Origin of the sequence: Hydrogenophaga sp. A37 (assembly GCF_002001205.1) — a bacterium.
Classification (GTDB): domain Bacteria; phylum Pseudomonadota; class Gammaproteobacteria; order Burkholderiales; family Burkholderiaceae_C; genus Hydrogenophaga.
Genome location: NZ_MUNZ01000188.1, coordinates 142,476 through 165,287, shown reverse-complemented (window position 1 = coordinate 165,287; position 22,812 = coordinate 142,476). Strand labels below are relative to the sequence as shown.

39 protein-coding genes are annotated in these 22,812 nt (G+C 64.2%); 13 read left to right on the top strand and 26 right to left on the bottom strand.

Annotated elements, in window-relative coordinates; all coding sequences use genetic code 11:
- The 26 genes from B0E41_RS25565 to B0E41_RS25450 form a co-directional block, all read right to left on the bottom strand.
- Complete coding sequence (locus tag B0E41_RS25565; RefSeq protein ID WP_143434029.1) at nt 1-1,686, bottom strand: hypothetical protein; 1,686 nt, start codon at nt 1,684-1,686, stop codon at nt 1-3.
- Nucleotides 1,686-2,219: a DUF3486 family protein gene (locus tag B0E41_RS25560; RefSeq protein ID WP_077335837.1), complete on the bottom strand. Its 534-nt coding sequence runs from the start codon at nt 2,217-2,219 to the stop codon at nt 1,686-1,688. The genes B0E41_RS25565 and B0E41_RS25560 overlap by 1 nt, the downstream gene beginning before the upstream one ends.
- Nucleotides 2,220-2,228: 9 nt before the next feature.
- Nucleotides 2,229-2,540, bottom strand: coding sequence for a hypothetical protein (locus B0E41_RS25555; RefSeq protein ID WP_077335835.1), 312 nt, complete (start codon nt 2,538-2,540; stop codon nt 2,229-2,231).
- 1 nt (nt 2,541) lies between these two features.
- Nucleotides 2,542-2,850 (bottom strand): hypothetical protein, encoded by a 309-nt coding sequence (locus B0E41_RS25550; protein ID WP_077335833.1) that lies wholly within the window; start codon nt 2,848-2,850, stop codon nt 2,542-2,544.
- Nucleotides 2,847-3,089: a TraR/DksA C4-type zinc finger protein gene (locus tag B0E41_RS25545; protein ID WP_077335831.1), complete on the bottom strand. Its 243-nt coding sequence runs from the start codon at nt 3,087-3,089 to the stop codon at nt 2,847-2,849. Before B0E41_RS25545 ends, B0E41_RS25550 begins: the two co-directional genes overlap by 4 nt.
- Nucleotides 3,090-3,176: 87 nt before the next feature.
- Nucleotides 3,177-3,542: a Mor transcription activator family protein gene (locus tag B0E41_RS25540; protein WP_077335829.1), complete on the bottom strand. Its 366-nt coding sequence runs from the start codon at nt 3,540-3,542 to the stop codon at nt 3,177-3,179.
- The gene (locus tag B0E41_RS25535) at nt 3,529-3,981 is read right to left on the bottom strand and encodes a regulatory protein GemA (RefSeq protein ID WP_077335827.1); all 453 of its coding nucleotides are present in this window, start codon (nt 3,979-3,981) and stop codon (nt 3,529-3,531) included. Before B0E41_RS25535 ends, B0E41_RS25540 begins: the two co-directional genes overlap by 14 nt.
- Entirely contained in the window at nt 3,978-4,763 is a 786-nt protein-coding gene (locus B0E41_RS25530; protein WP_253195168.1) for a DUF2786 domain-containing protein, read from the bottom strand. Before B0E41_RS25530 ends, B0E41_RS25535 begins: the two co-directional genes overlap by 4 nt.
- A gap of 145 nt (nt 4,764-4,908) precedes the next feature.
- Entirely contained in the window at nt 4,909-5,115 is a 207-nt protein-coding gene (locus B0E41_RS25525; RefSeq protein WP_077335823.1) for a hypothetical protein, read from the bottom strand.
- Entirely contained in the window at nt 5,112-5,351 is a 240-nt protein-coding gene (locus tag B0E41_RS25520; RefSeq protein WP_077335821.1) for a hypothetical protein, read from the bottom strand. The genes B0E41_RS25525 and B0E41_RS25520 overlap by 4 nt, the downstream gene beginning before the upstream one ends.
- On the bottom strand, nt 5,348-5,638 hold the full coding sequence (locus B0E41_RS25515) for a hypothetical protein (RefSeq protein WP_077335819.1): 291 nt from the start codon (nt 5,636-5,638) through the stop codon (nt 5,348-5,350). Before B0E41_RS25515 ends, B0E41_RS25520 begins: the two co-directional genes overlap by 4 nt.
- Nucleotides 5,638-6,579 carry a recombination-associated protein RdgC gene (locus B0E41_RS25510; protein ID WP_077335817.1) on the bottom strand — a complete coding sequence of 314 codons (942 nt, stop codon included), beginning with the start codon at nt 6,577-6,579 and terminating at the stop codon, nt 5,638-5,640. The genes B0E41_RS25515 and B0E41_RS25510 overlap by 1 nt, the downstream gene beginning before the upstream one ends.
- Nucleotides 6,576-6,701, bottom strand: a complete 126-nt coding sequence (locus B0E41_RS27770) for a hypothetical protein (RefSeq protein WP_290440868.1) — start codon at nt 6,699-6,701, stop codon at nt 6,576-6,578. Before B0E41_RS27770 ends, B0E41_RS25510 begins: the two co-directional genes overlap by 4 nt.
- The gene (locus B0E41_RS25505; protein ID WP_077335815.1) at nt 6,698-7,213 is read right to left on the bottom strand and encodes a host-nuclease inhibitor Gam family protein; all 516 of its coding nucleotides are present in this window, start codon (nt 7,211-7,213) and stop codon (nt 6,698-6,700) included. Before B0E41_RS25505 ends, B0E41_RS27770 begins: the two co-directional genes overlap by 4 nt.
- Before the next feature lie 21 nt (nt 7,214-7,234).
- Nucleotides 7,235-7,492 carry a hypothetical protein gene (locus tag B0E41_RS25500; protein WP_077335813.1) on the bottom strand — a complete coding sequence of 86 codons (258 nt, stop codon included), beginning with the start codon at nt 7,490-7,492 and terminating at the stop codon, nt 7,235-7,237.
- Nucleotides 7,489-7,752 (bottom strand): hypothetical protein, encoded by a 264-nt coding sequence (locus tag B0E41_RS25495; protein ID WP_077335811.1) that lies wholly within the window; start codon nt 7,750-7,752, stop codon nt 7,489-7,491. The genes B0E41_RS25500 and B0E41_RS25495 overlap by 4 nt, the downstream gene beginning before the upstream one ends.
- On the bottom strand, nt 7,749-8,057 hold the full coding sequence (locus B0E41_RS25490; protein WP_077335809.1) for a hypothetical protein: 309 nt from the start codon (nt 8,055-8,057) through the stop codon (nt 7,749-7,751). Before B0E41_RS25490 ends, B0E41_RS25495 begins: the two co-directional genes overlap by 4 nt.
- Nucleotides 8,054-8,368 carry a hypothetical protein gene (locus B0E41_RS25485; protein ID WP_077335807.1) on the bottom strand — a complete coding sequence of 105 codons (315 nt, stop codon included), beginning with the start codon at nt 8,366-8,368 and terminating at the stop codon, nt 8,054-8,056. Before B0E41_RS25485 ends, B0E41_RS25490 begins: the two co-directional genes overlap by 4 nt.
- Nucleotides 8,365-8,523: a hypothetical protein gene (locus B0E41_RS27290; protein WP_171984881.1), complete on the bottom strand. Its 159-nt coding sequence runs from the start codon at nt 8,521-8,523 to the stop codon at nt 8,365-8,367. Before B0E41_RS27290 ends, B0E41_RS25485 begins: the two co-directional genes overlap by 4 nt.
- A gap of 16 nt (nt 8,524-8,539) precedes the next feature.
- Complete coding sequence (locus B0E41_RS25480) at nt 8,540-9,760, bottom strand: AAA family ATPase (protein ID WP_253195166.1); 1,221 nt, start codon at nt 9,758-9,760, stop codon at nt 8,540-8,542.
- The gene (locus B0E41_RS25475; protein WP_077335805.1) at nt 9,757-11,541 is read right to left on the bottom strand and encodes a DDE-type integrase/transposase/recombinase; all 1,785 of its coding nucleotides are present in this window, start codon (nt 11,539-11,541) and stop codon (nt 9,757-9,759) included. The genes B0E41_RS25480 and B0E41_RS25475 overlap by 4 nt, the downstream gene beginning before the upstream one ends.
- An 8-nt stretch (nt 11,542-11,549) precedes the next feature.
- The gene (locus tag B0E41_RS25470) at nt 11,550-12,497 is read right to left on the bottom strand and encodes a hypothetical protein (protein ID WP_077335803.1); all 948 of its coding nucleotides are present in this window, start codon (nt 12,495-12,497) and stop codon (nt 11,550-11,552) included.
- 82 nt (nt 12,498-12,579) lie between these two features.
- Nucleotides 12,580-12,882 (bottom strand): IclR family transcriptional regulator, encoded by a 303-nt coding sequence (locus B0E41_RS25465; RefSeq protein ID WP_077335801.1) that lies wholly within the window; start codon nt 12,880-12,882, stop codon nt 12,580-12,582.
- Nucleotides 12,879-13,097: a hypothetical protein gene (locus B0E41_RS25460; RefSeq protein ID WP_077335799.1), complete on the bottom strand. Its 219-nt coding sequence runs from the start codon at nt 13,095-13,097 to the stop codon at nt 12,879-12,881. Before B0E41_RS25460 ends, B0E41_RS25465 begins: the two co-directional genes overlap by 4 nt.
- The gene (locus B0E41_RS25455) at nt 13,094-13,360 is read right to left on the bottom strand and encodes a hypothetical protein (RefSeq protein ID WP_077335797.1); all 267 of its coding nucleotides are present in this window, start codon (nt 13,358-13,360) and stop codon (nt 13,094-13,096) included. The genes B0E41_RS25460 and B0E41_RS25455 overlap by 4 nt, the downstream gene beginning before the upstream one ends.
- Nucleotides 13,360-13,599, bottom strand: coding sequence for a hypothetical protein (locus tag B0E41_RS25450; protein ID WP_171984880.1), 240 nt, complete (start codon nt 13,597-13,599; stop codon nt 13,360-13,362). The genes B0E41_RS25455 and B0E41_RS25450 overlap by 1 nt, the downstream gene beginning before the upstream one ends.
- An 82-nt stretch (nt 13,600-13,681) precedes the next feature.
- Here B0E41_RS25450 and B0E41_RS26905 point away from each other — a divergent pair, with 82 nt between their 5' ends.
- The 13 genes from B0E41_RS26905 to B0E41_RS25390 all read left to right on the top strand — a co-directional run bounded on the left by B0E41_RS26905 (nt 13,682) and on the right by B0E41_RS25390 (nt 22,787).
- Nucleotides 13,682-14,527: a S24 family peptidase gene (locus B0E41_RS26905; protein ID WP_143434028.1), complete on the top strand. Its 846-nt coding sequence runs from the start codon at nt 13,682-13,684 to the stop codon at nt 14,525-14,527.
- 10 nt (nt 14,528-14,537) lie between these two features.
- Complete coding sequence (locus tag B0E41_RS25440; protein WP_077335793.1) at nt 14,538-14,927, top strand: hypothetical protein; 390 nt, start codon at nt 14,538-14,540, stop codon at nt 14,925-14,927.
- Nucleotides 14,927-15,409 (top strand): thermonuclease family protein, encoded by a 483-nt coding sequence (locus tag B0E41_RS25435; RefSeq protein WP_077335883.1) that lies wholly within the window; start codon nt 14,927-14,929, stop codon nt 15,407-15,409. The genes B0E41_RS25440 and B0E41_RS25435 overlap by 1 nt, the downstream gene beginning before the upstream one ends.
- On the top strand, nt 15,402-15,941 hold the full coding sequence (locus tag B0E41_RS26900; protein WP_143434027.1) for a hypothetical protein: 540 nt from the start codon (nt 15,402-15,404) through the stop codon (nt 15,939-15,941). Before B0E41_RS25435 ends, B0E41_RS26900 begins: the two co-directional genes overlap by 8 nt.
- Before the next feature lie 305 nt (nt 15,942-16,246).
- Nucleotides 16,247-17,305, top strand: a complete 1,059-nt coding sequence (locus tag B0E41_RS25430) for a phage protease (RefSeq protein WP_171984879.1) — start codon at nt 16,247-16,249, stop codon at nt 17,303-17,305.
- A gap of 33 nt (nt 17,306-17,338) precedes the next feature.
- Nucleotides 17,339-18,241, top strand: a complete 903-nt coding sequence (locus B0E41_RS25425) for a Mu-like prophage major head subunit gpT family protein (protein ID WP_077335789.1) — start codon at nt 17,339-17,341, stop codon at nt 18,239-18,241.
- Between the two features lie 2 nt (nt 18,242-18,243).
- A complete protein-coding gene (locus tag B0E41_RS25420) occupies nt 18,244-18,690 on the top strand; it encodes a hypothetical protein (RefSeq protein ID WP_077335787.1) in 447 nt (148 codons plus the stop codon).
- 2 nt (nt 18,691-18,692) lie between these two features.
- Entirely contained in the window at nt 18,693-19,055 is a 363-nt protein-coding gene (locus B0E41_RS25415; RefSeq protein WP_077335785.1) for a hypothetical protein, read from the top strand.
- The gene (locus tag B0E41_RS27405; RefSeq protein WP_216350819.1) at nt 19,052-20,236 is read left to right on the top strand and encodes a hypothetical protein; all 1,185 of its coding nucleotides are present in this window, start codon (nt 19,052-19,054) and stop codon (nt 20,234-20,236) included. Before B0E41_RS25415 ends, B0E41_RS27405 begins: the two co-directional genes overlap by 4 nt.
- Before the next feature lie 66 nt (nt 20,237-20,302).
- Nucleotides 20,303-20,761: a phage protein Gp36 family protein gene (locus B0E41_RS25405; protein WP_171984878.1), complete on the top strand. Its 459-nt coding sequence runs from the start codon at nt 20,303-20,305 to the stop codon at nt 20,759-20,761.
- Complete coding sequence (locus B0E41_RS25400) at nt 20,761-21,318, top strand: Gp37 family protein (RefSeq protein ID WP_077335781.1); 558 nt, start codon at nt 20,761-20,763, stop codon at nt 21,316-21,318. The genes B0E41_RS25405 and B0E41_RS25400 overlap by 1 nt, the downstream gene beginning before the upstream one ends.
- Before the next feature lie 14 nt (nt 21,319-21,332).
- On the top strand, nt 21,333-21,572 hold the full coding sequence (locus B0E41_RS25395; RefSeq protein WP_077335779.1) for a hypothetical protein: 240 nt from the start codon (nt 21,333-21,335) through the stop codon (nt 21,570-21,572).
- Nucleotides 21,573-21,575: 3 nt separating this feature from the next.
- Nucleotides 21,576-22,787: a phage tail sheath subtilisin-like domain-containing protein gene (locus tag B0E41_RS25390; protein ID WP_077335777.1), complete on the top strand. Its 1,212-nt coding sequence runs from the start codon at nt 21,576-21,578 to the stop codon at nt 22,785-22,787.
- Nucleotides 22,788-22,812: the final 25 nt, after the last annotated feature.

Below are 22,812 nucleotides of genomic sequence, written 5' to 3'. Positions count from 1 at the left end.
TTACCAGCTCCTTTTCGATTCGATGGCTGGTATGTCAGCGTTGGGGTTGGGCCGGTTGCGGAAGCGGCCGATCTGACCGCTGCCTTTGTCTTCGTGGCGCCCGCCTTCGCTCTTGCCCACGGGCGTGTATTCGATGGCCCCGCCGATGTTGAGCGTGGCAAACCAGCCCAGGCACAGGGCGATAGCGAAGTCGCCGTGGCGCATCAGGTCGGGTTCCTTGATGTCGGCCGTTCGCAGGGCCGGCACCATGGCGATGCCGTCCACCTCTTCGATGCTTCGCAGGTCGGCCTGGTGGTTGTCGTCGCGGGGCGTGTCGATCTGCCCGTCTTCGAAGCCCTGAATCATCTTGGGCATCCAGGTGCCGTACCACTGGCGCGAGAGCTTGAGCTGGTGAATCAGCGTGTGGCCGAACTCGTCTGCCGTGGCCTCGGCCAGGCCTTCACCGTTGCCGCCCGCGTCCATCGCGCCACCGCCGCAACGCGGCAGGCCACGAATCAACGCCCACAACACCTGCTGCTGCTGGGCGTGGGGCACCTTGTGCATCTCGATCACGAACGGAATAACACGCTTGAGCGCCTGCTCGATGGTGATGGGAACGATCAGCGAGAAGTCGCGGTGGCGCGCAAAGTCTTGACCGAACACATGGGTTCGGTCTTTGGGGAGCTTGTCGAGCAGCGGCTTGAGGTACCGCTTGATCCAGTCGTCCAGGTAGCTGGCGCGCTCGTTTTTCGGTCGCCTCACGAAGTCGTCGTCCAGCAGCAGCCGCAGCACCGGCCGCTCCTCCGTCATAGCCGCTTCAATCCACACGCCCGGGATGCACACGCCGTTGCCGTCGCGCGGTATCACGTCCAGCTCCTCGCGCATCGCCGACTTGCGCACGCCGTAGCCATTGCGAATCTTGGCGTACCACTTCGCCTTGCCCTCGACCGTGGGCGTCTCGCCCTTCATCCAGCAGACCCGCTCATACAGACCGTTGGCGACTGCCTGGTCAAAGGACACTTGGTACACCACCGCGTCCTCACCGTAGCGGCCGGCCTCGATGTCTCGGCAGAACTGGGCGAACGGGTTCTTTCTTCCGTTTTGGGAACTGATGACGGTGATCTGACCGCCCCAGATCAAGAGCGCCGTGGCGGCATCGATCACCTCTTGCACGTTCTGGTGGAACGCCGCTTCGTCGATCACCACGTGGCCCTGCAGGCCCCGGATGTTGGCGGGCCGGCTGGAGAGCGCGCAGATCTGGTGGCCGCTGGCGTAGCGAATGCGGTACGCCGTGATGAACTTGCTCTTGCCCGTTTCCGGGTCTTGGTCTTCGAAGAGGAACTCTTCGATCTGCGACACCTCGCCCTGGGCGCGGGCGATCACGCGCGAGAAACGGGCGCAGTAGCCAATGGCCTCCAGGCCCTTTTCCTTGGTGTCGCCGATGTAATAGACGTTGTCGCCGCCCGCCTCGCGGCTCGCTGCAGCCACCAGCGTCTTGCGCAGCATCACGGCAAAGGTGATGCCAGTGCGCCGCCCCTTCGGGATGGCGATGATCGAGTGCGTCAACGCCACAGCCTGGCGCTGGTGCAGCATCAAAACGCCTTCGGCCACAGGGTTGAAGTTGGCCGGAATCTCGCGGACGCTGGGCGGCAGCTCTTCCCACTCGATGACGCGAATGGTGCTCGCCAGAGGCTTGATGGCCGCCATCAGCGAACCCCAAGGAAGTCGCGAATCCAGAAGTCCAGTTGGTCCTGGCTCATGCCCTGTTTCTTGGCGATCTTCTCCAGGTTGGCCTGCTGCTCGACCAGCAGTTTCTTGCGCGCCGCTTCGGCCGCTTCGGCGGCATAGCGTTTCACGTTGACCGAGCTGCGCGCCAGGTCGGCGATGCTCTTGGTGATCTTCGAGATGTCCACCTTCTCCGGGTCGATCTGCAGATCCAGCATCACCGAGAACAGCTTCTCCTGTGTGATGCGCACCAGCGCTTGGTTGACCGTGTCGTCTTCGTCGGGCGCGGCCTCCACCACGGCGCGCGCCTGCTCGGTCACCAGCTTGAGCGTAGCCAGGCGCTCGCCGAAAGCCTGCCCGTACCGGTGCAGCCCGGTCTTGCTGATGTCGTGGCCACGGCTTTTCAGCTCGGCACTCAGCGCCTCATAGCCCGCGAAGTTGCCCTCGACCAGTGCGCGGTCAAGCCACTCCTTTACGGCCTTGGGCAGGCCATCCACTTTGCTGCGCGGGGGCATGGCCGGGCCTCACCAGTACTTCGAAGGGCGGGCAATACCGGGCTCGATGGGCACCGTGTATTCCACGACGTCAGCACCATGCCGCGTCAGCTTCGCAAACCAAAACGGCTGCTCGCCCTTGCCCGTGATCTGCAGCAGCTCGCGCTCTTGCAGGTAGTCCAGATTTCGGCGCAGCTCCAGATTGGTGAGCATCGGCTGGCTCGGCACGATGGCCTGATACAACACCTGCTCACTCGCGCCAATCGGCCGCGCCGAATTCAGCGCCTGCAGGATCAGCCAGCGCAACGCCTCCCGGGTGGCCTTGTCCATGTCGATGCTCATGTCATTTCTCCGAAAGTCGTTCGATGAAGGAAGCCAGCTTTTCTGACAGCCGTTCGATGCGGCCATAGGTGGCGTCCAGCTTCGCGTTCAGAGTGGTCTCGAACCGAATCGTGTCCTCCCTGCGCTGGTAGTGAAGCGGCAGCGTCGACTTGTGCTCGGCGAAATCCTTCTCCAGGTTGGACAGCCGGTCGTTGTGGTGGTCGATGCGTTTGTCCATCTGCGCCAGCAGGATCTGCCCGAAGGTGGCAAGCACGCCGATGAAGCCGATCAGCAGAGCGGCGACGTGCCAGAAGTCAACTTGAATGTTCATGGCCGAATCCCCAGGTGGTTGTGGTATTCGGCGGCGGTGGCGCAGTCCACGCAGGTGGAGATGCCGGGGATGGCGGTGCGGCGTGCTTCGGGAATGTCTGCGCCGCAGGCCTCGCAGGCTGTGGCGCTCGGCTTCAGGGCCTGCTCGGCCAGATGGCGACGGACCTCCGCGATGCCGTCTTCGGTGAATGTGTTTGCGCGCTCGTTTGCGCGGTCAATGACGTCGCCGTGTGTGCTCATATCTGGTGCAGATGTGGCCTTTGAAATGGCCTGCGCACCAGTGTGTCCGTGCCCTCACGGGCGGGGAATTAAAACGCTTTATTGTCGTCACTCGAACCCGAGCGTGCCTTGCCGCTTCGCCAGCTCCTGCGCACGGATGGCGTTGATGATGTTGCGGATCTGCATCTCGCTCAGCTTGTGCTTCTTGCTCAGCTCGAAGTAGTTCTTGCCGTCGAACTCATCCCAGATCTCGCGGTCGCGCAGGCTCAGCTCGTAGCTCACACCCTTGTTGATGTAGAGGAACGCGCCACCCAGTTCGGAGCGGATGCCCTCGACCGACTCAAATGCCGCCACCTGCGCCTTCGGCTTCTGCATGCCGTTCTTGAGCAAGGTGCGCCCGATCACCTGGCCCATTTGCTCCAGGACATCGGGATAGTTCTCGGGGAACTGAAACACAAATTCAGGCTTTGCCATGGTGATTCACCTCGCGGTCTTGCCAGCGCTTGAGCGCCTCAATCAGCGTGTCCAGCTGCGGGCCGGTGCAGAACCCCAGCGCGTCCACCTGCACCGTGCGCTTCACCCAGGCGTTGAGCGCCTGGCCGCTGGCGTTGTCGATCTTTCCGTCGCGCTTGAGCGCGTTCCAGATCGCCCACACCTTGCGCTCCTGCGGGCTGGCGGCTGCTCGCTTGGCCTGCCATGCCTTGCCGGTGTTGCCGCTGGCCTGCGCCACGCCCGAGCGCTCGGCCAGGCGCTGCATGTGGTCGCGCACCTGCTGGCGCTGCGCGGGCGTCATGTCGCTGGTGCTGTTCTTGGCGGTGAGCGCGTTGAGCAGCGCGCGATAGTCCGCGTCGGCCAGCGCCAGCTTGGCCTTGAGGACGTGGATGGCAGCGATGTGGATGGAGCCGTTTGTCATGCGAGCAGCCCTCGTTCTGGCACGCCACCGACGCCGCGATTCAACTCGGCGCTCTTCCCAGCGTGGTGGCCTTGGAAGAAGTCGTTGTTGGAGACATTGCGCCCCTTCGCCCGGTCCTTTGGCTTGACCGTGGTGGTGTTCGGAAAGTTGATCTCGATGTACTTTTCAATCAGCAGCGTGTTGGCTTCTGAGCCCGCAAACGCGGCGAGCAGATCGCGCACGGCCATCACCCAGCCCATCGCATATTCGTCGCCCCTGGCCGTCTTCGTAATCGTCTTGCAGGCCTTGGGCTGGCGGGCGATATGGGCCGCGCGGCCCCGGCTGCACTGGCGCGAGAGCACGTCGAATGCATAGCCAGCCACCTCGGGCGCGGCGCCCACACCGACGAAGATCACGCTGCGTTCAGAGACGACGCGCAGGGACCGCGACAGCTTGCGGCTTGTGCTCCAGACCAAATCACACTCGAACGCATCGGCCACCGCCCTCGCCAGCGACGACTCCCATGGCGTCATCGTCTTCATGGCCGTCTTCTGCGCCACCTGGCTCACGTCGCTGAGCGCCGCATCGGCCTCGGTCAGGTTGTGCTCGACCATCAGCTTCTGCGCCTGGCGCATGGCGGCAGCGGCCTCGTGTTCGTTGCTCGACTTCGCGAGGGCGAGGCACTTCTTGATCTTTGTGAGGGCGGTGTCACGGTCCATTTGGTTCTCCAGTTGCTTGCAAAAAAGCACCTGGTGGGTGCTCTTTTGAAACCATCCGTTTGAGGGGTGGTCCGAGGCGCTCACGGCCGCCTCGGGAAACCGGTCAGACTGGTAGCTGAAAGGAGGCAGTCCATCTGACAGCGGTAGTTGGGTATGCAAACCTGGGGCACCCACCGCATATCCCCATCGGCCTATCGCGCCCCACCGTTGGCCGACGCGCGTTGTGGATTCATGGCGGCGTTTTGAAGCCCGGGCGGGGGCGCAATTCCCAGCGGTCGCACACCGAATACTTCGTGACGAGAAACGAGCCCAGCCGGCACTGCAGCGTGGAGCCGTAGCACTCGACTGATTGCGCGCAGATCTCGCAGCGCTGGCGCTCCATCGCGCTCTGGTAGTTCTGCGCGCCCTTGGCGCGGTCGATAGGGCTGCGGCTCATGTCTTCACCCAGCCGTGTTCGCGCGTCCAGTGCATGAGCACGTGACGAGAGGCGATGTAGCCGCCGCTGCCGTTCGGGACACACATCAGCACGCGCATGCCGACGTGCTCCCCGGACAGACGGGCGAGCGAATCAGCCGCCTGCAGGAACTCGTCGGGCACCTCGCCCGCGTCGAAGTTGAGCCCGCTGCGCCAGGCGCCCGCGCTGTTGAACTGGAGCTGTGCGGGGCGGCTCATGGGGCCTTCTCCTCAACCATCCGAAACGCCTCGACCTTCACGAGCGGGTACTTGACCCACATGCGCCGGCCACCGCGATCCGTGGGCATCTGGATCTCGACCGTCTTTCCGACCTCAGGAAACGACAGGACTTCGGAGCCGACCCACAGGTCCGCCTGGAACGGGCGGCAGGCCACCACCTTGCGGTCCTTGATGTCCCACACCAGGAAGTCCTGGCCTTGGTCTTCGAAGGTGATCGTGGCGTTGCCGCTGGCGATGACTGCTGCTGCTTTGAGCGTCTTGGTCATCACGCACCTCCTGGTGCATCAGGCAGGCCAGAACCAACCACCAGCTCGCCACCCAGCGCCTCCACGAGCGCCGGGATCAACTTGCCCAGTTCGCCCGTGGTCAACGCCACATCGGTGTCAAAGCTGCTCTCGCCGTCTTCTGGTCGGTCGTTCAACACGCCTTCCAGGAAGGTGATCTTCTTGAGCTGCATGGACTCGGTGAGTACGAACCCGACGCGGCCTTCCCAGCTCAGTGCCAGGCGGGTGGGCAGCTTGCCTTCGGTGATGTGCTTGCGCACCTGTTCGCCGCCCAGGCTGTGGCGGGTGAATCGGATCACTGACTTTTCCTCGTCAGCCGACCGCAACTCACACTCGCGCTCAATGGAGAACCCGTCCACCCAAGCGTGTTCTGGGTCTTCGGCTGAAAGCCAGTTTGTCATCGCGCTCTGCGGTGTGACCTTGGTCTGCAGCAGCTGCAACTGCAGGTGGCCGAAGGTGCTGACCAGCGCGGTCACCGTTTCGTCGATCTGGTGGCGACTGGTCGACCCGATCACCAGCAGGCCGGCGTTCAGGTCGATCCAGATCCACACGGCCGCCTGGCGGGCGAACGCGTTCGGCAGCAGCTCCAGCAGGGCGTCTTCGCGCAGTTCCTTCATCTGCTTTTTTCCGGGCCTGCGGCTGGTCTCGGCTTCGATCTGATCGGCAGCGGCCTGGGCGGTGGTGCGCACCAGCGAGCCGGGCACAGCCTTGGTTTCGATCATCAGCTTCAGGATGCGCTGACCGGCGATCAGCTCGACCAGGGCGCCGTGTGCTTCACCGCGTGGCTCAACCCAGCCCACGGCCTTGTCCTGCGTGGCACCGCAGGGCACGAACGCGGCCTTCTGCAGGCAGTCCCCCATGTTCTCTAACGACAGCAGGTGGAGCGACGAGGCGATACGGTAGATGGTGGCGTTCTTGATCATGACGCACCCCCAGTCTTCTGCTGCAGAGCGTTCCGCTCAGCGATGCGGTGGCCGAGGTAAATCGCGCCCATGGACATGACGCAGCCCAGGACGTAGCCGATGAAAAACCAGACCGCGCTCATGCCGTCTCTCCCACTTCCACTTCGAACGGCGTGATCACGAAATCTTCGACGCCGGTCACCACCTTGATGCCTTTGATGCCCGCGACCTCGGCCGGCTCGGCCAGGATGGCTTCCTTGTTGATCTCTTCCTTCTCACGCACAAAGCGAAACAGGCCCAGCCCGCGCAGGCGCTGGATCACGTCTTCGGCCTTGGCGATGGACACGCTCGGTGGGCGCTGGCGCCAGCTCACTTCGCCGGTCACCAGGTTGGCGGTCTTGCCTTTGCCGCACAGCTCAACGCGGTGCGCCTCGCACCAGGTGTGCACACCTGCCTGCAGCTCGGTGAGGCGCTCACGCAGGCTCTCGATCTTGGGCGCGGCCCGCTTGGTCAGGTTGGCGATCTCGTCGTTCAGGTCGGCCTGGATGCGGCCCAGCTCGCGCTGCATATCGCCAATGGCCTTGATGTCGCGCATAGCGTCGGCCTTCGATTGCGGCACGTTGCCGCCGCTGGTGGTCTTGATTCGGGTTGCCATGGTGGGTTGCTCCTGGTGAGGTCAGTGAATGGGGCCGGCAGACTGGGTGCCGAGCGAACGGATCAGCAGCTCGCCGCCAACCTGCAATGCGGTTTGCGCTGCGACTGCTGTGCAGCAGGGGTGGGTGATCGCCACGGCCTTGTAGATGGACATCAGCGCGACCAACAGCAGTTGGTGGTCGGGCGCCTGATCGGCGATCACCACCAGTTGTTTGACCAGCATTTGCAGCGCTTGGTCTTCCTGGTTGGTTGGCATGTCGTGGATTTCCGTGGTGTTCACGCGATGGCTCCTTGTGGGCGGGCTTTGGTGGTGGAGAGGCGGTAGGCGTCGGCGCGCACGTCGAACTCCAGCGCGCCGGCCATGTAGTCGTCGAGCAGCGCGTCGACGATGGAGGCCGAGTTGGCTCCCGTGTTGGCTGAGAGTTCGGCCACGGTGCGGGGCCTGCCGTCTTTGGGCAGCAGCGCCAACAGCACGATGCGCAGGCCGTCGAGGTGGACCGTGGCCTCTGAGGCCAGGTCGATGTGGTGCAGATCGCTCATGCGGCCTCCGTCAATGTGGCGGCTGGAATGGTCATGCTCTCGCGCATGGGCGGGCTGCACGCTGCCGTGACGCCGTAGGCCCACACACCACCGGCGCCCATGCGGCGCGCCACGTGCTTGGCGCTGAAGAGCCGCTTGAGCACACCGCCCACCTTCTGGGCCGGTGCGAGCTGCGGGAAGCTGGGCATCAGCTCGCCCGCGATCCAGTAGCCGCCCTGGTTGCGCAGATGGCGCCAGAGCGCCAGCTCGTCCTCAGAAAAGCCGCCGTAGAAGGCGCTGCTGTAGTTCGTGTCGCTGGTCTTCACTGGAGCCTCCCTGCGATCACACCCACTGCCAGCGAGGCGAGCCCGACCACCACCAGGAGCGCCGCCGCTTGCTTCGACCAGCGGGCCAGCTCGCGGCGTTGCGCTGGCGTGCCGAGGAAAGGGGTGCGGTAGTGTTCGATCTCGCCAGGTGCGAAGCGGATGCCTTCGCTGGTGAGTTGGAGGCCCACGGTGCAGCCTTCGCAGCGCGGGCGCTTGTGCTGGCACACGCCCAGCTCGTCGCAACTGCGCACTGTTCGCGCAGCGCATCCGGCGCCGCCGGTGCATTTGCCGTTGTCGTCGCAGCAGTTCATGACGCGGCCCTCCGACTCAGGCAGATCGCGCTGACGGTAGAGGCCTCCGGGTAGTCAGCCCAGGTCTGTTCCAGTGCTTCGCCCGAGTCCGTGAAGAAGCCCAGGCCGGCATAGCGCTTGCCGTCCTGCAGGGTGACTTGAAGTCGGAAGATCATGGTGTGCGCCCTCCGATCAGCAGTGCTTGATGACGTTGCCGTCCACCACCGGGTAGCCGGCGTTGGCAGCGGCGTTCATGGCGCGGCTGACCAGGTTGTTCACCACCAGCGGGTAGCAGATGCTGCGTACGTCTGAGGGCTTGCCGCCGCGCGGCAGGTGGATCAAGCGGGCACGGATCGCGTCGGCGGCGTCGGTCGCGAACACCTGCTCGTATTTCAGGTCGAAGCGCGCGAACTTGTGGCGCAGGTAGCCTTCGAGGTCGGTGTCCAGGGCGCCCAGTTCGATCAGCTCGCAGCGCTGAGCCACCTCGCGCAGCTCGGGGCCAGCGCTGTCGAAGCGCTTGCGCAGTTCTGGCTGGGCGATCAGGGCCACGCCGATCAGGCGGCGGAAGCCTTCGAGCAGCTCAATCCACCGCTTCAGGTGCTTGAGGGTGCTGGTGGGCATGCAGTGAGCCTCTTCGATCAGCAGCAGGTGGCGCCGGCCGGCGCGGGCGCTGGTCTTGAGCAGCTGGTGCACCTGATTGAACCGAGCCTCTGGGCTGCTGCGCATGCTGGCCTGTGGGTCCAGGCTGCGCAGAACCGCTTCGGCGATCTGGCCGCTCTTGAGGGTCTTGCCCTTGGAGTCGTTTTCCTCCATCGCCAAGACATAGGGGCGGATGATCACGATGTCGCGGCCTTCGCGGCTGATGCGGTCTTCCAGATCGTTGGCGAGCGTGCTCTTGCCTGCGCCGCTCTCGCCGATCACGGCGACGAAGCCGTGGTGCAGCGCGCAGTCGAGCAAGCTGGAGCGCACGTAGCGCACGCTGGAGGTCTGGAACACGTCGTCGCCGCTTTGCACGTCGTCAACGAACGGGTTGCGGGGAAGCCCGAAGTGTTCGCGGGCGGCGGGTGTTATGGCTGCGTTCTGAAGTAGCATGTCTTTCTCCTTCTCTTGGGTTGCGGTTAAAGGTGCCTGAGGGGCGGGGACGGCCTCGGTGTGTTGCTGCACATCGGGGCCAACTTCTTTGGCAGGCTCGTTGAGCTGCGCGGTGTAGAGCGCGTCCAGGTCGGCGGGCTGGGCGCCCAGCTTCGTGACGGCGGCATTGATGCGCTCGCGCACCTGTTCGTGGCCGATCACCGGCCACTGCCCGCGAGCGGCGCGCTTCATCGTGGTGGCGCTCATGCCCGCAGCCTTCGCGAGCTTGTTGAGCGATGTCCAGCGGTGGACCTGCGGCAGGTTCAAAGCGACGGCCATCATTTCGAACCCCCTGCAACAACGCGCAGACCGGCCCGCACAGTGAGGCGGTCTTTCAGGGTGGCGAGCTGGTCTTCGGGCACGCCGTCTGCGTGCCAGGCGCGCAGCTTCTCGTACACCTCGCGACCCATCTGAACGCCGTTGGCGGTGAGCCATTGGCCGGCTTCAAAGTGGGTGAGCTGGCGGGCCGGTACCGGCGTTGCAGCGGTGGTGGTCTGCACGGCCAGGGCCTCGCCCTTGCGCGGCAGGAAGGTGCGCTCTGGCGCGTCGTCGATCACCTTGTACGGGTCGATGCGGCCACCGAAGGGCCGCGCCTTGGCCTTGCGCGCGGCCTCGGCCGCTTCGTCGGTGGGCGCGTCCATGATGGTGCGCTCGACCAGCTTGCGATTGGTGTCTGCCAAGGTGTCGGCGTGGCGGGTGTAGCCCTCGCCGATCACGTTGGCGTCTTCCCTGAAGCCTGCCTCATTGCGCGCCACCAGGGGCACGCTGTGCAGCGCTTCCTTGCCGTCCGCGCCGACCTCGACCACCGTGGCCGCGTCGGCCTGGTAGGGGTTGATGGCCATCATCACGCTCTCGCCCACCACGATGCCGGGGATGCTGCTCACGTCGTATTCGGCACCGCCGAACTGCACGGTGAGCATCACGCTGACCTTGCGCTTTTCGGGCTTGTGGTTCACCAGCTGGCGGCACAGCTCGGGCGATGGCGCAATGCGCAGCTGCTCGGCGGCGATGGTCATCCAGGCATCGAAGCGGGTCTTGCCGTGGCGGCTGTGAACCTGCGTGCCGTTGAACCATGCGATCCAGCGTTGTGCCAGCGTGTTGAGACCCGCGAGGTCTTGCACCGGGGTGAGGCGCAGGCCGCTCTCAAACGAGCGTTCGATGATGTTGTGCGCGTTTTCCACCTGGCCGGTGGCACGAGCGTTGCCCGGTGCGTGGGCAATGATCTCCACCTGCAGGCGGCGGGCCAGCTGCTTGAACAGGCCGCTGGTGTTGGCGCTGCCCATGTCCATCATGAGGATGAAAGGCACGCCGTGGAATGGTGAGGTACCGCGCTGCTGGATGGCGGCGATGAACGACTCAGCCAGGTTGGCGCCGCTCTCGGCGCCCATCACGTAGTGCACGAAGATCGCGCCACTGTTGTGATCGGTGACCGCGTAACGCCACACGCGGTCCGCTTCAATCGCCTTCAGGTTGGCCGGCTTGTTCTTGTAGAACTTGTCGTGGTCCATCACCTGCAGACCCGCGTCGCGCGGGCCGGTGGGCTTGAGGTAGTAGAGGACGCACAGCGAGGCGTCGATCTGCCAGACGTGGTTGGGGTGCAGGCTCTGCATTTCCTTGCCTGGTGCGGCCCGGAGCAGCTGGTCGGGGTGCAGTTTGTATCCCTTGAGCGCGCGACTGATCGCGCTCTCGCTGAGCGGGATCACCTCGCCGCTTGCGGCGTCAATCCGCTGGGCGCGCACGATGCCGTTGGCCCGCAGCTCGGCCACCGCCTGGCCAATGGACAGCAGACGCTTGTTGCCCTTGCGCAAGCTGCTCATCAGGTAAGCCGAGATGTCCACGGCTTCCTGCCGCGACAGGCTCACCGTGCCCGCGTCGCTGCGCTGTTTGCGCTGGGTCTTGAGAGTGACTTGATCCATGATCCGGTAGACGGTTGGGACTGACAGGGCCAGCTCAGCCGCGCACTCCCGCACCAGCCCACCGGCCTGGCCGCGTTCGGCGGTCTGCAGGGCGGTGGACAGCGCAAGAACGCGCTGGGTCACGTAGGGGCTGTAGCTGGGTGGCATGGCTCGACTCAGGCGGCTTTGGGGGTGCCAGCCCACTGGGCGACTTCACCGGCGAGCTTGACGTCAGCGGCGGTGCTGATGTCCGGGATGTGCAGATCGGCGCGGATGGCGTTGAGCTCCGCCTGCAGCTGCCCGACCATGCCGGCCATCGTGAGCAGGATGGGCTCACCACCGTGCTCGATGTAGTGCTTCGCCAAGGCGCGGAGGCTGTCGCTGACGGCGCCTCGGATCGCGCCCAGTGCGTCGGAGGCATGGCCCTGCGCTTCCTTGGACAGGGCGATCAGGGCTTCGTCAGGGCCTTCGGTCTTGATGCGCTTGGAGTCGCGCTCCAGCTTGTCGATCTTCTTGCGCAGATCACCGCGCACTTGCTCGGCACTGTCGTGCTCTGCGCGCAGCTCGCGCAGGGCCGAGCGCAGTTCCTTGACCGACATAACCGCCACGTCGTCAAGACTTAGCTCACCGGTCTGGCCGGTCAGCGCCAGCTCCTCGATCTCCTCATCGTCCAGCACAAGCATCTCGAACAGCTTGGTCTGGTTGCCGATGGCTTTCAAAAGCGGTGTTGACGCCGCATTTGAAAAACGCCGGGCCGAGGACATGAAGCGCTGAGCCACCCGGGCTTCGATGCCGAGCACGTCCAGGCGGGCGGTGAACTGCCCGTGGGGGCAGGCTTCGCGCAGCACCACCAGGCCCCGGCCCACCTCCAGGCAGGCTTCGATACTGCGGCGCATGTTGGCGCTGATGTCGCGCTGGATCAGGTCGGCGTCTACCGCCTCGCCGGGCAGCACGTAACCGACCATCTCAGCGACCGCGCGAACCCTGGTGTTGAGCTGGGCGTCGGCTTCGATCACTGCCAGCTCCTGCGACCGCATCGCGCCCATGGCGTTGGTCATCTTTCCGGTGTCGATCTGCTTGTCTGTCAGGTCGATCACTTCGGTGGTTTTCGGGGTGCGTGCCATTCAGGTTCCTCTTCGGGGTTGTGGTTGGGTGGGGTCAAATGCGGCGTCAACACCGCATTTGAAAAAGCGGTTTCGGGCGGTGTCAGGTGCGGGTGAACCGCTGGCGGGCCTCGTCTACCCGGCGCTGGGCGGTGTCGATGGCGGCGAACACCTTCACGGCTTGCTGGGGCAAGCGCGGGGTCAGGCGCCAGAGGCCGGTGGTCTCGTCGCGCTCGGCAAGGCCTGCGGTGCGCAGGTTGTCCAGGTCGCGGGTGATCTTTGGTGCGTCGGCATCGACAGCACGGGCCAGGGCGCTGGGCGAGACGCCTTGCACCACGTCGCTGAACAGGGCCAGCACGACCTTCAGGATTCGTTGTTGCGACTCGTTGGTGTAGTCAGTGCTCATGCTGCTGCGCTCCCTTCTGCTGCCAGGCGCTGGCGCTGGATTTCTTCGGCGCGCATCAACTCCAGCGTGAAGTGCTGGGCGACGAGGTCTTTCATGCGCTCAGCCAGGTTGCCTGCCGGGATGTCGATCTCGCCGTAGTGCGTTTCGATGCGAAGGCCGTTCGACATGTCGGGCACCTTCTTGTCGAGCAGGTGTGTGAGGTGATCGATGGTCATTGGATCGCTCCCGGTTTGAGTCCAAGTGCGATGGCGATCTGATGAGGGAGGCCGCGCTTCATGGCCGAGAAGCCGTTGAGCACTCGGTACACATCACTGCGCCTGAAGCCGTGTTGATCCGCCCAGTCACCGATGGCCTTGCCTTCCGCGTGGAACTGGGCCTTGACCTCCGCAGTTGTCTTGGGCAGCGATGGAGCACGCAGCGGTCGAATGGCGTACCCGAGAGGGCCGATGCCAACAGCGATGGTTTGGGTGTTGGGCATCACGCGCTGACTCCTTTGGCAGCGCCGTTCCAGGTGGCACGAGGCCTGCCGACCTTGCTCTTTTTGGCGTGGATCGGGCCACCTGTGAGCTTCTCAAGCTCGCGCTCAATGCGCTCGGATCGCATGGTCTTCTTGATCACGCGACCCACGCTTTGTGGCGTTACCCCCAAGTGAGTAGCAATCGCGACCTGGGAGGTTCCAGCACGCACGATTGCTGCTTTAATCTCTTCTGGTTTCATGGAATAGGCCTCTTTCAAGGGGTTTCAAAACTGCGCGTAGTTTACGCGCGATTTACGCGCATATCAAGCAAGGGGCAAAAAAATGTTGAAAGAGCGCATGGCGAAGGTGTTCGCTGAAAGTGGGGAGCGCACACAAGCGGCGTTCGCGGCCTCGGTGGGCCTTGATCTGGACCGTCTCAAGAACATGCTGGGTGGCCGGGTTGCTCGGCTTAAGCCTGAAGAGGCGCGCGCGATCCAGCAGAAGCACGGATGGCGTGAGGTTTGGTTGCTCGACGGGAAAGGGGCTCATCGGTTGACGCGCGAAGAGCAGGCCCTTCTGTCTGGCGAGAATGCGCCGTTGCCTGCGCTTCGGCACGCAACGGAAATGCTGACTAGCCGAGGTGTGATTGATCCGCGAACCGTGGAGTTCACCCAGCAGCTTTACCTCGCGGCCGCAAGAAGCGACACCAACGCACTCGACAAGGCGCTTGGGTCGTTCCTCGACTCAATTCGAGACGGAGAGCTTGATTCGGACTATGTGAAGGTTCCGCGTCATGCTGTGACCGCTTCGGCGGGGCATGGTGCGGTGATCACTGACGAGTCGGTGGTTGATCACCTCGCGTTTCGGCGAACTTGGATTGCACAGTCGCTAGGCGTTGATCCAACTCACCTGGCATTGATCGACGCGCGCGGCGACTCGATGAGTCCCACCATCGAGAGCGGTGACCTGCTGCTGCTGGATACGCGCAACGGCGGTGCGAAGAGCGAGGGCATCTACGTGATCAACCTGGCTGGTGCGCTGTTGGTGAAGCGCTTGCGCATCAAACTGTCGGGCTCAGTGGAGGTGATGAGTGACAACCCTAAATACAGCAGCGAGACTATCAGCGGATCAGAGCTTGACCGGCTGCTGTTGGTGGGGCGCGTGGTGTGGCACGGTCGGAAAATTTGAGGAGACTTTGATGATGCGTTTACAACCCGTTCTTTTGGCTTCGTTGCTGGTGGCATGCGGCCAGAGTGAAAAGCAATCGAGTGAGGCCGATGCTCAGTGCAAGGCAGACATCAACTGCATTGGTCAGGTGTTGACCACAAGCGCTGAGGTCGGGCTGATGTGTGGCGATGCCGTTGAGCGGCTATCGAAGAATGATGTCAAGTGGAATGCCCAACTGCTCCAGCAAAGGTTCAGCCGCGCCACTTGGACAAACGGGAACAAGTCGTCTGTCACTTTGATCGGTGACCAGGCTCAGTTTCAGAATGATTTCGGCGCGAACGTACACATGGTCTATCAATGTGATGTTGACCCCGCTGGTGCAACCGTGCTGGCTGTTCGCGCAGTGCCTGGTCAGCTGTGATGCGCCTGCTGGCGCTGGCTTTGGCGTTGATCTGCGCTGCGGCACATGCTGATGATGTGCTGAACGGAGCCGTTGTCCGCGTGGCCGATGGCGACACGCTGACGCTCGCGGTTGATGGTGGTGAGCTGGTGCGTGTTCGACTCACAGAGATTGACGCTCCCGAGCGCGGCCAGCCCTACAACCAGGTGGCGCGGCGCAGCTTGGTCGAGCTGTGCCTGAAACAGCCTGCGCGTGTGGAGTCTGCGAGCCAGGACAAGTACGGTCGCACGCTTGGGCGGGTGTTCTGTGATGGAGTGGATGCCAATGCCGAGCAGGTGCGGCGCGGGCTGGCCTGGGCGTTCACGAAGTACCTGACGGATGCGCGGATTGCTGAGCTTGAGAGCCAGGCGCGCGGTGCGGGTGTTGGTTTGTGGCGCGACCCGAGCCCGTGGGCGCCATGGGAGTTCAGGTCTGATAAGGCAAAGGGGCGGGGCAATGAGTGAGCTGTTGTGGTCGGCGTTCATCGGTTCCAGTTCGGCGGTCCTGGGTGTTCTTCTGGGTCAAATATGGACATCCAAAACTGTGTCCGCACAACTAAGACATGCGGAACAACAAGAGGATCTGAAATGGCGCAGAGAAGAGACCAGGCGACTTGCGGAGCTTCGCGATCAGCGTTTACGTGAGCTGTGGAATTGCGCTCTGGAAGTGCGGGTGCGAACGATAGACCTTCTCCTGATTGGACGCCAGGCTGATGAATCGCCGCTGCCGAAGGCACGAGACGGTGTGTTTGAAGCGGCTGCACGCGCCTACTCGGTTGCGCTCACAGGACTGCCTGAACTCAGAGACGTTGCCAAAAGGTTCTATGAAGCCAGCGCAAGCCTTGAGTCACGTGCGGGGCACAACAGTGATTCCGACGCCCGCATGGAGTTGACACGCAATTGGACCAGGAGCTTCTTTGAGCTGGAAGCCGCAGTTGCTCGCGTGGCAGATCAGCAGTTTTCGCTTGTTGACCCCAAGTCGGAAATGGGCCGCTGACGGGCCGTCTCGCCCCCCACGTATCGCCGCCACGGCTTGGCCCAGCCTGGACCGGCTTCTGATGCGTTTGTGCGGGTTTCGAGGGGGTGGGCTTGCCCTGCGGTCGCTGCTGCAGGGATGGTTTGCGATTCGGTGCAAGTTGGGTCTGCTTGCTGCGATCAATCAATAAACCGTTTTAATGTCGCCCCGCTGCTCGCCTGAGCAGACTGGCGGGCATGTCGAAAGCACACCCTCTCGTCGCTGTACTCACCGCTGGAGCCGGCCATGTAACCCACGCCCTGACCGCTGCCTTGGTTGGCGGCTGCATGACTGTCGAGCTGGCTGCGCTGGATGGCGCTGCCGGTGCTGGTGCTCCCAAGCGCATCAAGCTGCTGCCCGAGGGTGAGTTTGCGTCGGTCGATGGCCGGCCCGGCAACATGGAGGGCAGCAACACCAAGGTGTGGCGGTTGAACGCCACGCTGGGCGGGCGCTTGGTGCGTGCGTTCCAGGTGAACAAGCAAAAGATGTTGATCGACTACGAGCACCGCACGCTGCGCGCCGTGGTCGATGGCCTGCCCAACCCCGCTGCGGCTTGGATCGTGGGGCTCACCTACCTCACAACCGGGGCGCCTGATGGCCCCGGTCTGTATGCCGATATCGAGTGGACCGCCAGCGCCGCCGCCATGGTGGCCAAGAGCGAGTACCGCTACATCTCCCCGGTGTTCCCGTTCGACCCGGACACCGGCGACGTGCTGGCGCTGCTGCACGTCGCCATCACAAACACCCCTGGCCTCAACACCGACGCGCTTCCCGAGTTGCAGGCGCAGCTCAGTGCCATGGCCGCCCAGTTTTCAACCCCGCCCGAGACGGGCAACCCTCAGGAGCATCCCATGAAACTTTTGCTGGCCGCGCTTGGCCTCTCTGCTGTCGCCTCCGAAGAGGCGGGCCTCACTGCGCTGGCTGCGCTGCAAAGCCAAGTCGCTTCGAAAGACGCGCTGATCGTCGATCTGCGCGGCAAGCAGTTCGATCCCTCGCAGCACATCCCGCTCGCCGAGCACAAGAAGGTGGCTGACCAGTTGGCCGCGCTGAGCGCGCAGACCGAGACCACCGAGCACACCGTGCTGATGACCGCCGCGCTGGCCGACGCCCGCATCCTGCCGGTCAATGCCGACTACTGGAAGGCGCAGCCGCTGGCGGCGCTCAAGGCGTTCCTGAAAGACGCCAAGCCGCTGTCTACCGCGCTGTCTGGCCTGCAGACCAACGGCCAACCGCCTGTGGTTGGCGCGCTGACCGCAGCGCTCTCGGCCGAGGACAAGGCCGTGTGCGAGCAGCTCGGCCTGAAACCCGAGGACTACCTCAAGAACAAGGCCGTGGCGACCGCCTGAGCCTGACCACCACACACCACCAGGAGCATCTACATGATCATCACCTCAGCGGTACTCAACGCTCTGCGCACCGGCTTCGCCACCAGCTTCCAGCGTGGCTTCTCCGGCGAGGCCTCGGCCTACGAGCAGATCGCAACCACGGTGCCCAGCACCACCAAGAGCAACACCTACGGCTGGTTGGGCAAGTGGCCCGGCATGCGCGAATGGATCGGCGACCGCACGTTGCGAAACATCCAGGAGCACGGCTATGCGGTCACCAACAAGGACTGGGAATCCTCGGTCGAGGTGGATCGCAATGACATCGAAGACGACAACCTCGGCATGTACAGCCCGATGTTTGAAGAGGCCGGTCTGTCGGCACGGCGCCACCCTGACGAGCTGGTATTCGGCCTGCTGAAAGCCGGTCACTCGACGCTGTGCTACGACGGCCAGAACTACTTCGACACGGACCACCCGGTGGCGCCGAACGTGGACGGCACGGGCGTTGCGGCGACGGTCAGCAACGTGCAGGCTGGTGCCGCCGCGCCCTGGTACCTGCTGGATGTGAGCCGCTCGCTCAAGCCGCTGATCTTCCAGAACCGCAAGAGCGCCCAGTTCACGGCGATGGACCAGACCACCGACGAGTCGGTGTTCATGCGCAAGAAGTACCGCTACGGCGTGGACGCTCGCTACAACTGCGGCTTCGGCTTTTGGCAGATGGCGTTCAAATCGTCCGCTGTGTTGGACGTGGCGAATTTCGAAGCGGCCTACGCTGCGATGCGCATGTTCAAGGGCGACGGCGATGTGCTGCTCGGCGTGAAGCCCACCCTGCTGGTGGTGCCTCCCTCGCTGCGCAGCAAGGCCAACGACCTCGTGACGGCTGACCGCCTCGCCAACGGCGCGGACAACCCGAACAAGGGCCTGGTCAAGGTGATCGACACGCCCTGGGTGGCCTGACCATGGCCGCCGCGAAGAAGGCAGCGGCCCCCAAGGCCGCGCCGAAATCGAAGGCACCTGCGGCGCCAAAAGCGCCCTTGGCCGCGACGGCTGCAGCACCGGCCGGGCCGGCTGCAGAAGTGGGCGGCGTTGCACCAGGTGCAGCGCTGCCGGCTGGCGACGGCGGCGCGCTGCCCGATGCACCCGCTCTCAGTGCAGCCGTTGTTGCCGCCGTTGCTGCAGTAGCTGCAACGGTCGATGCACAGAGCAGCCAGGATGATCCGCAGGGTGCATTGCCGGAGCTTGCCGAGGGCGAGGTGGCGGTGAGCTGCATCAAGCGGCTGGAGCGCTTCCACCGCGCTGGCATGCGCTTCACGCGTGAGCCGCTAGTGTTGACGCTGGCCGATCTGCCGCCCGGCACGCTGGAGCGGCTGGAAGAAGAGCCCAACCTGGTTGTGGTGCGCGGGTAGCCATGGAGCCGTTCAAGCCAGGGGACACCGTTGTGCTGACGGGCCCGGTCACCTCAGGTGGTCGGGCTCAGCCCATGACGGGCTGGGAAATTTTCGCTGCGCTCAAGCGCGTACCGGATGGCTCGGCGGATGAGGAGCCGGCCGTGGCCATGACCGGCACCTGGGTGGATGCAGCTGCAGGCATTGCTCGCTTGGTCTTGGTCTCAGCGCAGAGCCGCCTGCTGCGGAAGGGCTTCTACAGCATCGACGTGATCCTGCGGCGGACATCCGACGGGCACACCACGACAACGAACTCCGCAACGATTGAGTTTGTCGATCGCGTCACGCCGCTGCCGCCTGCGCCTGCGCCTGCTCCCGCGCCATGAGCCTCACCATCAACCTGAAACCCGAGACGGTCTTTTCGTTGGCGCTTTCTCAAGAGAGCGCTGGGACGTTGGTGCTCGCCACGCCCAGGTCGGGCAGGCTGTTGAGCCTTACACCGGTGGTGATTGGCGCCCGAGGACCGGGCGGTGATGGCGAAGTCGCCCAAGGACCGAAGGGTGACACCGGTGATGCCGGCCCACCAGGTGCCGTTGGTGCCCAGGGACCGAAGGGTGACACCGGTGATGCCGGCCCACCAGGTGCCGTTGGTGCCCAGGGACCGAAGGGTGACACTGGCGATGCCGGCCCACCGGGTGCCGTTGGCACCCAGGGTCCGAAGGGTGACACTGGCGATGCAGGCCCACCAGGTGCCGTTGGCGCCCAGGGACCGAAGGGTGACACCGGTGATGCCGGTCCTCCAGGTGCCGTTGGCGCCCAAGGACCGAAGGGTGACACTGGCGATGCTGGCCCACCAGGTGCCAGTGGCGAGGACTTCTCGCCAGGTCCGCTTGGTCTATGGGACTACTGGTATTCCCTGCGCCTGTCCACGTCCGACTCCTCTGCCAGTGAAATGTTTCTGGGCTTGGGCGTGTCTGGTGGCTCGAACAACACCACATACCCAATCGCCCGGGGATATGGCTACAACCACAACGGCCTGTTCCTGCGCAGCAGCGCCAACCCGCACAGCGGCTATGCCTACTACACGTTCAGCAACAACAACGGATTCTTCGGCGCCATCTCGCGCAAGTTCCGGTTTCAGTTCATGTGGCTCACTGACTTCACGGGCCGCAACGTGTGGGGTGGGTTTCACAACGCCAACGGCCAATACGATGCTGTTGATGGGGCGTACTTTCACATCGAAGGTTCAACCTGCCAGGCCAAGACGGCAGACTTTGGGAGCGTGAGCGCGCACCCCACGACGTACACCCTATCTCTGAACGTGCCCTACACGTTTGACGTCGATGTGTCGGGAGACGGTCTGTCAAAACGCTTCCGGGTGTACGCAGGTACAGACCCGATCCCGGTAATGGATGTCACCACCACGAACGCCCGCCTGACCGATGGCGTTCGCAGAGTCGGCGCGAACGTGACGGCAACAGAGGCCAGCAATACCGCCAACGAAATTGGCGTGTTGTACAGCCTGGGTGTGGGGACCATCGAAGGGTTCAACCGCGCGAGGGGGTGAGCCACCGGCTCATTCAATAAACCGTTTTAATGTCGCCCGCTGACGCACGTCGGCACGATGGGCGACATGACTTACGCATCGGCCCAACACCTGCAGCAGCGCTACGGCGAGGCCGAGCTGCGCCAGACCACCGACGCCTACGGCCAGCAGATTGATTTGGGCCGGGTGCAGACCGCGCTGGACGACGCGTCCGCCGAAATTGACACCTTTCTGACCGGCCGCTACCAGTTGCCGTTGGTGGACCTCGCGGGTGCGGCGCTGCCCGAACCGCCCGTGCTCACGCGCTGCGCCTGCGACATCGCGATCTACCGCCTGCAGACCCTGCGCGCGGCCGACGACATCAAGGACGCGCGGCGCCGCTACGAAGATGTGCTGGGCCTGCTCAAGCGCATCAAGGCGGGTGAGGTTGAGTTGGCTGGTGCCCAGCTCGTGCCGGTGTTGGAAGGCGGTGTCGGTGGCGGCGCCGTGGAATTCAACATCCCGCCAGAGCCGCCTTACAGCCCGTTTGCGCGGAGCGAGCGCTGATGGCCGCGCAGATCTACTACGTCGAGGATGCGCTGTTGGCGCGGTTGCGCCCTGCGCTGACCCGAGAGGGCCAGGCGCACCCGATTGTTGAGCTGCGCTCGTGGCCTGGGAAGCCCGAGGAGTACAAGCTCCTGCACCGGGTGGGCGCGGTCTTGCTGATGTATCGCGGGGGAAAGTTTCCCGAACTGGCCCACGTGGTGCGACCGGCGTTGATCGAATGGCCCGCCGAGTTCGAGCTGGGCTTCATGGCCCGCAACCTACGCACGCATCAGACCGACGACGCGTCTCCGGATGCCGGCACCGGCGCCTACGACTTGCTGGAGGCCTGCCGCGTTGCGTTGCAGGGCCACGACTTGCCCGAGACAGCCGGGCCGATCTCTGTGCGCAGTGAAACCTACACCGGTCACCGCGAGGGCGTGTGGGGCTACTCCATGCGTTTGACGGTGCCCTTGATCAGCGTGTTCGATGTGCCTGCCGTGCCGGGGCCGTTCACGGCTGGTGATCCTTCTCCGCTGGTCGATCTGCAGCTGCAGCACCCGGCCGGCTATTCCACTTGACCCAGGAGCAACCGATGAAGACGTACGTCTACCAAGGGCCTGACAGCGGCATCACGCTGCAGGACAAAGAAACGAGCACCGACGTGCTGCTGCGCGCAGGCAAGACGGTGCGCCTGCCCGAGGGCAACGCGGCCGTGAAGACCCTGGCGGCGCAAGGCTACCTGGTCGAACAGGCGGACGACGCGGCCCCGGCCCCGGCCCCAGCCGTTGCCGAAAAACCCACCCCGAAATCCACCAAAGCAGCAAAGGAGTAACCCATGCCTGCGAACTTCCTTCACGGCGTCGAGACGATTGAGATCGACACAGGTCCGCGCCCAGTGCGCCTGGTCAAGTCCAGCGTTGTCGGCTTGATCGGCACGGCCGGCTCTGGCCCGATCAATCAGAACGTCCTGGTCACAAAGTACGGTGACATCGCCCAGTTCGGCACGCAGGGCACCATCGCTCGCGAACTGAAGCGCCTGTTTGACCAGAAGCCCACCGTGGTGATCGTGCGCAACGTGTACGACCCAGCTGCCCCGGCCGCCGACATCAACACCGTGACGGCCGCGCAGATCATTGGTGGCGTGGACGTTGTGACCGGTGCGCGGACCGGCATGTTCGGCTGGCGCGATTCGTATCAGCAGTTCGGCTTCAACCCGAAGATCCTGATCGCTCCGGGCTTCTCCAGCTTGAGCGCGGTGAGTGCCGCCATGATCGTGCAGGCCACCGCGATGCGCGCGGTGGCGTTCGTGGACGCACCCATTGGCGTGACGGTGCCGCAGGCCATCGCCGGGCGCGGTGTAGGCGGTGCGATCAACTTCAACACGTCGAGCGACCGCGTCGGTCTGTGCTACCCCCACGTGAAGTACTACGACACGGTGGCAGCGGCCGAGGTCAACGGAGCGCTGAGCACGCTGGTGGCTGGGGCCTGGAGCCGCCGCGACCAAGAGAACGGCTACTGGTGGTCGGGCTCCAACATTGAGCTGTTGGGCATCACGGGCGTTGAGCGCCCCATCGAGTTCAGCTTGAACGACCCGAACTGCGAGGCCAACCTGCTGAACGAAGCCGGGATCATCACGGTGGCGAACAGCTTCGGTACCGGCATCCGCGCCTGGGGCAACCGCAGCGCGGCGTGGCCGACTGTGAGCCACCAGAAGAACTTCCTGAATGTGCGCCGCACGGCGGACATCATCAGCGAAAGCCTGGAGCTGGCGACCCTGCAGTTCATTGACCAGCCGCTGGACAACGCGCGCATTGACGACATCCTGGAGAGCGGGCGCCGCTTCTTGCGCCACCAGGTGGCGAACGGCGCGATCCAGGACGGCGACGTATGGTTGGACAAAGACCTCAACACGCCCGAGACGCTGAGCGCCGGCCACCTGCTGCCGAGCTACGACTTCGCGCCCTACAGCCCGCTGGAGCGGGTGAGCTACCAGGCGCGGATCAACACCGAGTACCTGCGCCAGCTCGTGGCCACGCGCCAGGCTTGACCCACTGAACACTGAGGAGCACACA

What these genes read in the sequence shown, in the direction of transcription:
- B0E41_RS25520 (WP_077335821.1), bottom strand. Translation starts at nt 5,351, where the DNA reads ATGAGCCGCCCCGCACAGCTCCAGTTCAACAGCGCGGGCGCCTGGCGC.
- B0E41_RS25460 (WP_077335799.1), bottom strand. Translation starts at nt 13,097, where the DNA reads ATGACCATCGATCACCTCACACACCTGCTCGACAAGAAGGTGCCCGAC.
- B0E41_RS25420 (WP_077335787.1), top strand. Translation starts at nt 18,244, where the DNA reads ATGGCCGCCGCGAAGAAGGCAGCGGCCCCCAAGGCCGCGCCGAAATCG.
- B0E41_RS25505 (WP_077335815.1), bottom strand. Translation starts at nt 7,213, where the DNA reads ATGGCAACCCGAATCAAGACCACCAGCGGCGGCAACGTGCCGCAATCG.
- B0E41_RS25555 (WP_077335835.1), bottom strand. Translation starts at nt 2,540, where the DNA reads ATGAGCATCGACATGGACAAGGCCACCCGGGAGGCGTTGCGCTGGCTG.
- B0E41_RS25550 (WP_077335833.1), bottom strand. Translation starts at nt 2,850, where the DNA reads ATGAACATTCAAGTTGACTTCTGGCACGTCGCCGCTCTGCTGATCGGC.
- B0E41_RS25485 (WP_077335807.1), bottom strand. Translation starts at nt 8,368, where the DNA reads ATGAACTGCTGCGACGACAACGGCAAATGCACCGGCGGCGCCGGATGC.
- B0E41_RS25535 (WP_077335827.1), bottom strand. Translation starts at nt 3,981, where the DNA reads ATGACAAACGGCTCCATCCACATCGCTGCCATCCACGTCCTCAAGGCC.
- B0E41_RS25470 (WP_077335803.1), bottom strand. Translation starts at nt 12,497, where the DNA reads ATGGCACGCACCCCGAAAACCACCGAAGTGATCGACCTGACAGACAAG.
- B0E41_RS25560 (WP_077335837.1), bottom strand. Translation starts at nt 2,219, where the DNA reads ATGCCCCCGCGCAGCAAAGTGGATGGCCTGCCCAAGGCCGTAAAGGAG.
- B0E41_RS25450 (WP_171984880.1), bottom strand. Translation starts at nt 13,599, where the DNA reads ATGAAACCAGAAGAGATTAAAGCAGCAATCGTGCGTGCTGGAACCTCC.
- B0E41_RS25425 (WP_077335789.1), top strand. Translation starts at nt 17,339, where the DNA reads ATGATCATCACCTCAGCGGTACTCAACGCTCTGCGCACCGGCTTCGCC.
- B0E41_RS25495 (WP_077335811.1), bottom strand. Translation starts at nt 7,752, where the DNA reads ATGAGCGATCTGCACCACATCGACCTGGCCTCAGAGGCCACGGTCCAC.
- B0E41_RS25440 (WP_077335793.1), top strand. Translation starts at nt 14,538, where the DNA reads ATGATGCGTTTACAACCCGTTCTTTTGGCTTCGTTGCTGGTGGCATGC.
- B0E41_RS26905 (WP_143434028.1), top strand. Translation starts at nt 13,682, where the DNA reads ATGTTGAAAGAGCGCATGGCGAAGGTGTTCGCTGAAAGTGGGGAGCGC.
- B0E41_RS25455 (WP_077335797.1), bottom strand. Translation starts at nt 13,360, where the DNA reads ATGCCCAACACCCAAACCATCGCTGTTGGCATCGGCCCTCTCGGGTAC.
- B0E41_RS25545 (WP_077335831.1), bottom strand. Translation starts at nt 3,089, where the DNA reads ATGAGCACACACGGCGACGTCATTGACCGCGCAAACGAGCGCGCAAAC.
- B0E41_RS25415 (WP_077335785.1), top strand. Translation starts at nt 18,693, where the DNA reads ATGGAGCCGTTCAAGCCAGGGGACACCGTTGTGCTGACGGGCCCGGTC.
- B0E41_RS25565 (WP_143434029.1), bottom strand. Translation starts at nt 1,686, where the DNA reads ATGGCGGCCATCAAGCCTCTGGCGAGCACCATTCGCGTCATCGAGTGG.
- B0E41_RS25525 (WP_077335823.1), bottom strand. Translation starts at nt 5,115, where the DNA reads ATGAGCCGCAGCCCTATCGACCGCGCCAAGGGCGCGCAGAACTACCAG.
- B0E41_RS25435 (WP_077335883.1), top strand. Translation starts at nt 14,927, where the DNA reads ATGCGCCTGCTGGCGCTGGCTTTGGCGTTGATCTGCGCTGCGGCACAT.
- B0E41_RS26900 (WP_143434027.1), top strand. Translation starts at nt 15,402, where the DNA reads ATGAGTGAGCTGTTGTGGTCGGCGTTCATCGGTTCCAGTTCGGCGGTC.
- B0E41_RS25465 (WP_077335801.1), bottom strand. Translation starts at nt 12,882, where the DNA reads ATGAGCACTGACTACACCAACGAGTCGCAACAACGAATCCTGAAGGTC.
- B0E41_RS25540 (WP_077335829.1), bottom strand. Translation starts at nt 3,542, where the DNA reads ATGGCAAAGCCTGAATTTGTGTTTCAGTTCCCCGAGAACTATCCCGAT.
- B0E41_RS25395 (WP_077335779.1), top strand. Translation starts at nt 21,333, where the DNA reads ATGAAGACGTACGTCTACCAAGGGCCTGACAGCGGCATCACGCTGCAG.
- B0E41_RS27770 (WP_290440868.1), bottom strand. Translation starts at nt 6,701, where the DNA reads ATGAGCGCGGTCTGGTTTTTCATCGGCTACGTCCTGGGCTGCGTCATG.
- B0E41_RS27290 (WP_171984881.1), bottom strand. Translation starts at nt 8,523, where the DNA reads ATGATCTTCCGACTTCAAGTCACCCTGCAGGACGGCAAGCGCTATGCC.
- B0E41_RS25430 (WP_171984879.1), top strand. Translation starts at nt 16,247, where the DNA reads ATGACTGTCGAGCTGGCTGCGCTGGATGGCGCTGCCGGTGCTGGTGCT.
- B0E41_RS25390 (WP_077335777.1), top strand. Translation starts at nt 21,576, where the DNA reads ATGCCTGCGAACTTCCTTCACGGCGTCGAGACGATTGAGATCGACACA.
- B0E41_RS25400 (WP_077335781.1), top strand. Translation starts at nt 20,761, where the DNA reads ATGGCCGCGCAGATCTACTACGTCGAGGATGCGCTGTTGGCGCGGTTG.
- B0E41_RS25515 (WP_077335819.1), bottom strand. Translation starts at nt 5,638, where the DNA reads ATGACCAAGACGCTCAAAGCAGCAGCAGTCATCGCCAGCGGCAACGCC.
- B0E41_RS25405 (WP_171984878.1), top strand. Translation starts at nt 20,303, where the DNA reads ATGACTTACGCATCGGCCCAACACCTGCAGCAGCGCTACGGCGAGGCC.
- B0E41_RS25475 (WP_077335805.1), bottom strand. Translation starts at nt 11,541, where the DNA reads ATGCCACCCAGCTACAGCCCCTACGTGACCCAGCGCGTTCTTGCGCTG.
- B0E41_RS25480 (WP_253195166.1), bottom strand. Translation starts at nt 9,760, where the DNA reads ATGATGGCCGTCGCTTTGAACCTGCCGCAGGTCCACCGCTGGACATCG.
- B0E41_RS25510 (WP_077335817.1), bottom strand. Translation starts at nt 6,579, where the DNA reads ATGATCAAGAACGCCACCATCTACCGTATCGCCTCGTCGCTCCACCTG.
- B0E41_RS27405 (WP_216350819.1), top strand. Translation starts at nt 19,052, where the DNA reads ATGAGCCTCACCATCAACCTGAAACCCGAGACGGTCTTTTCGTTGGCG.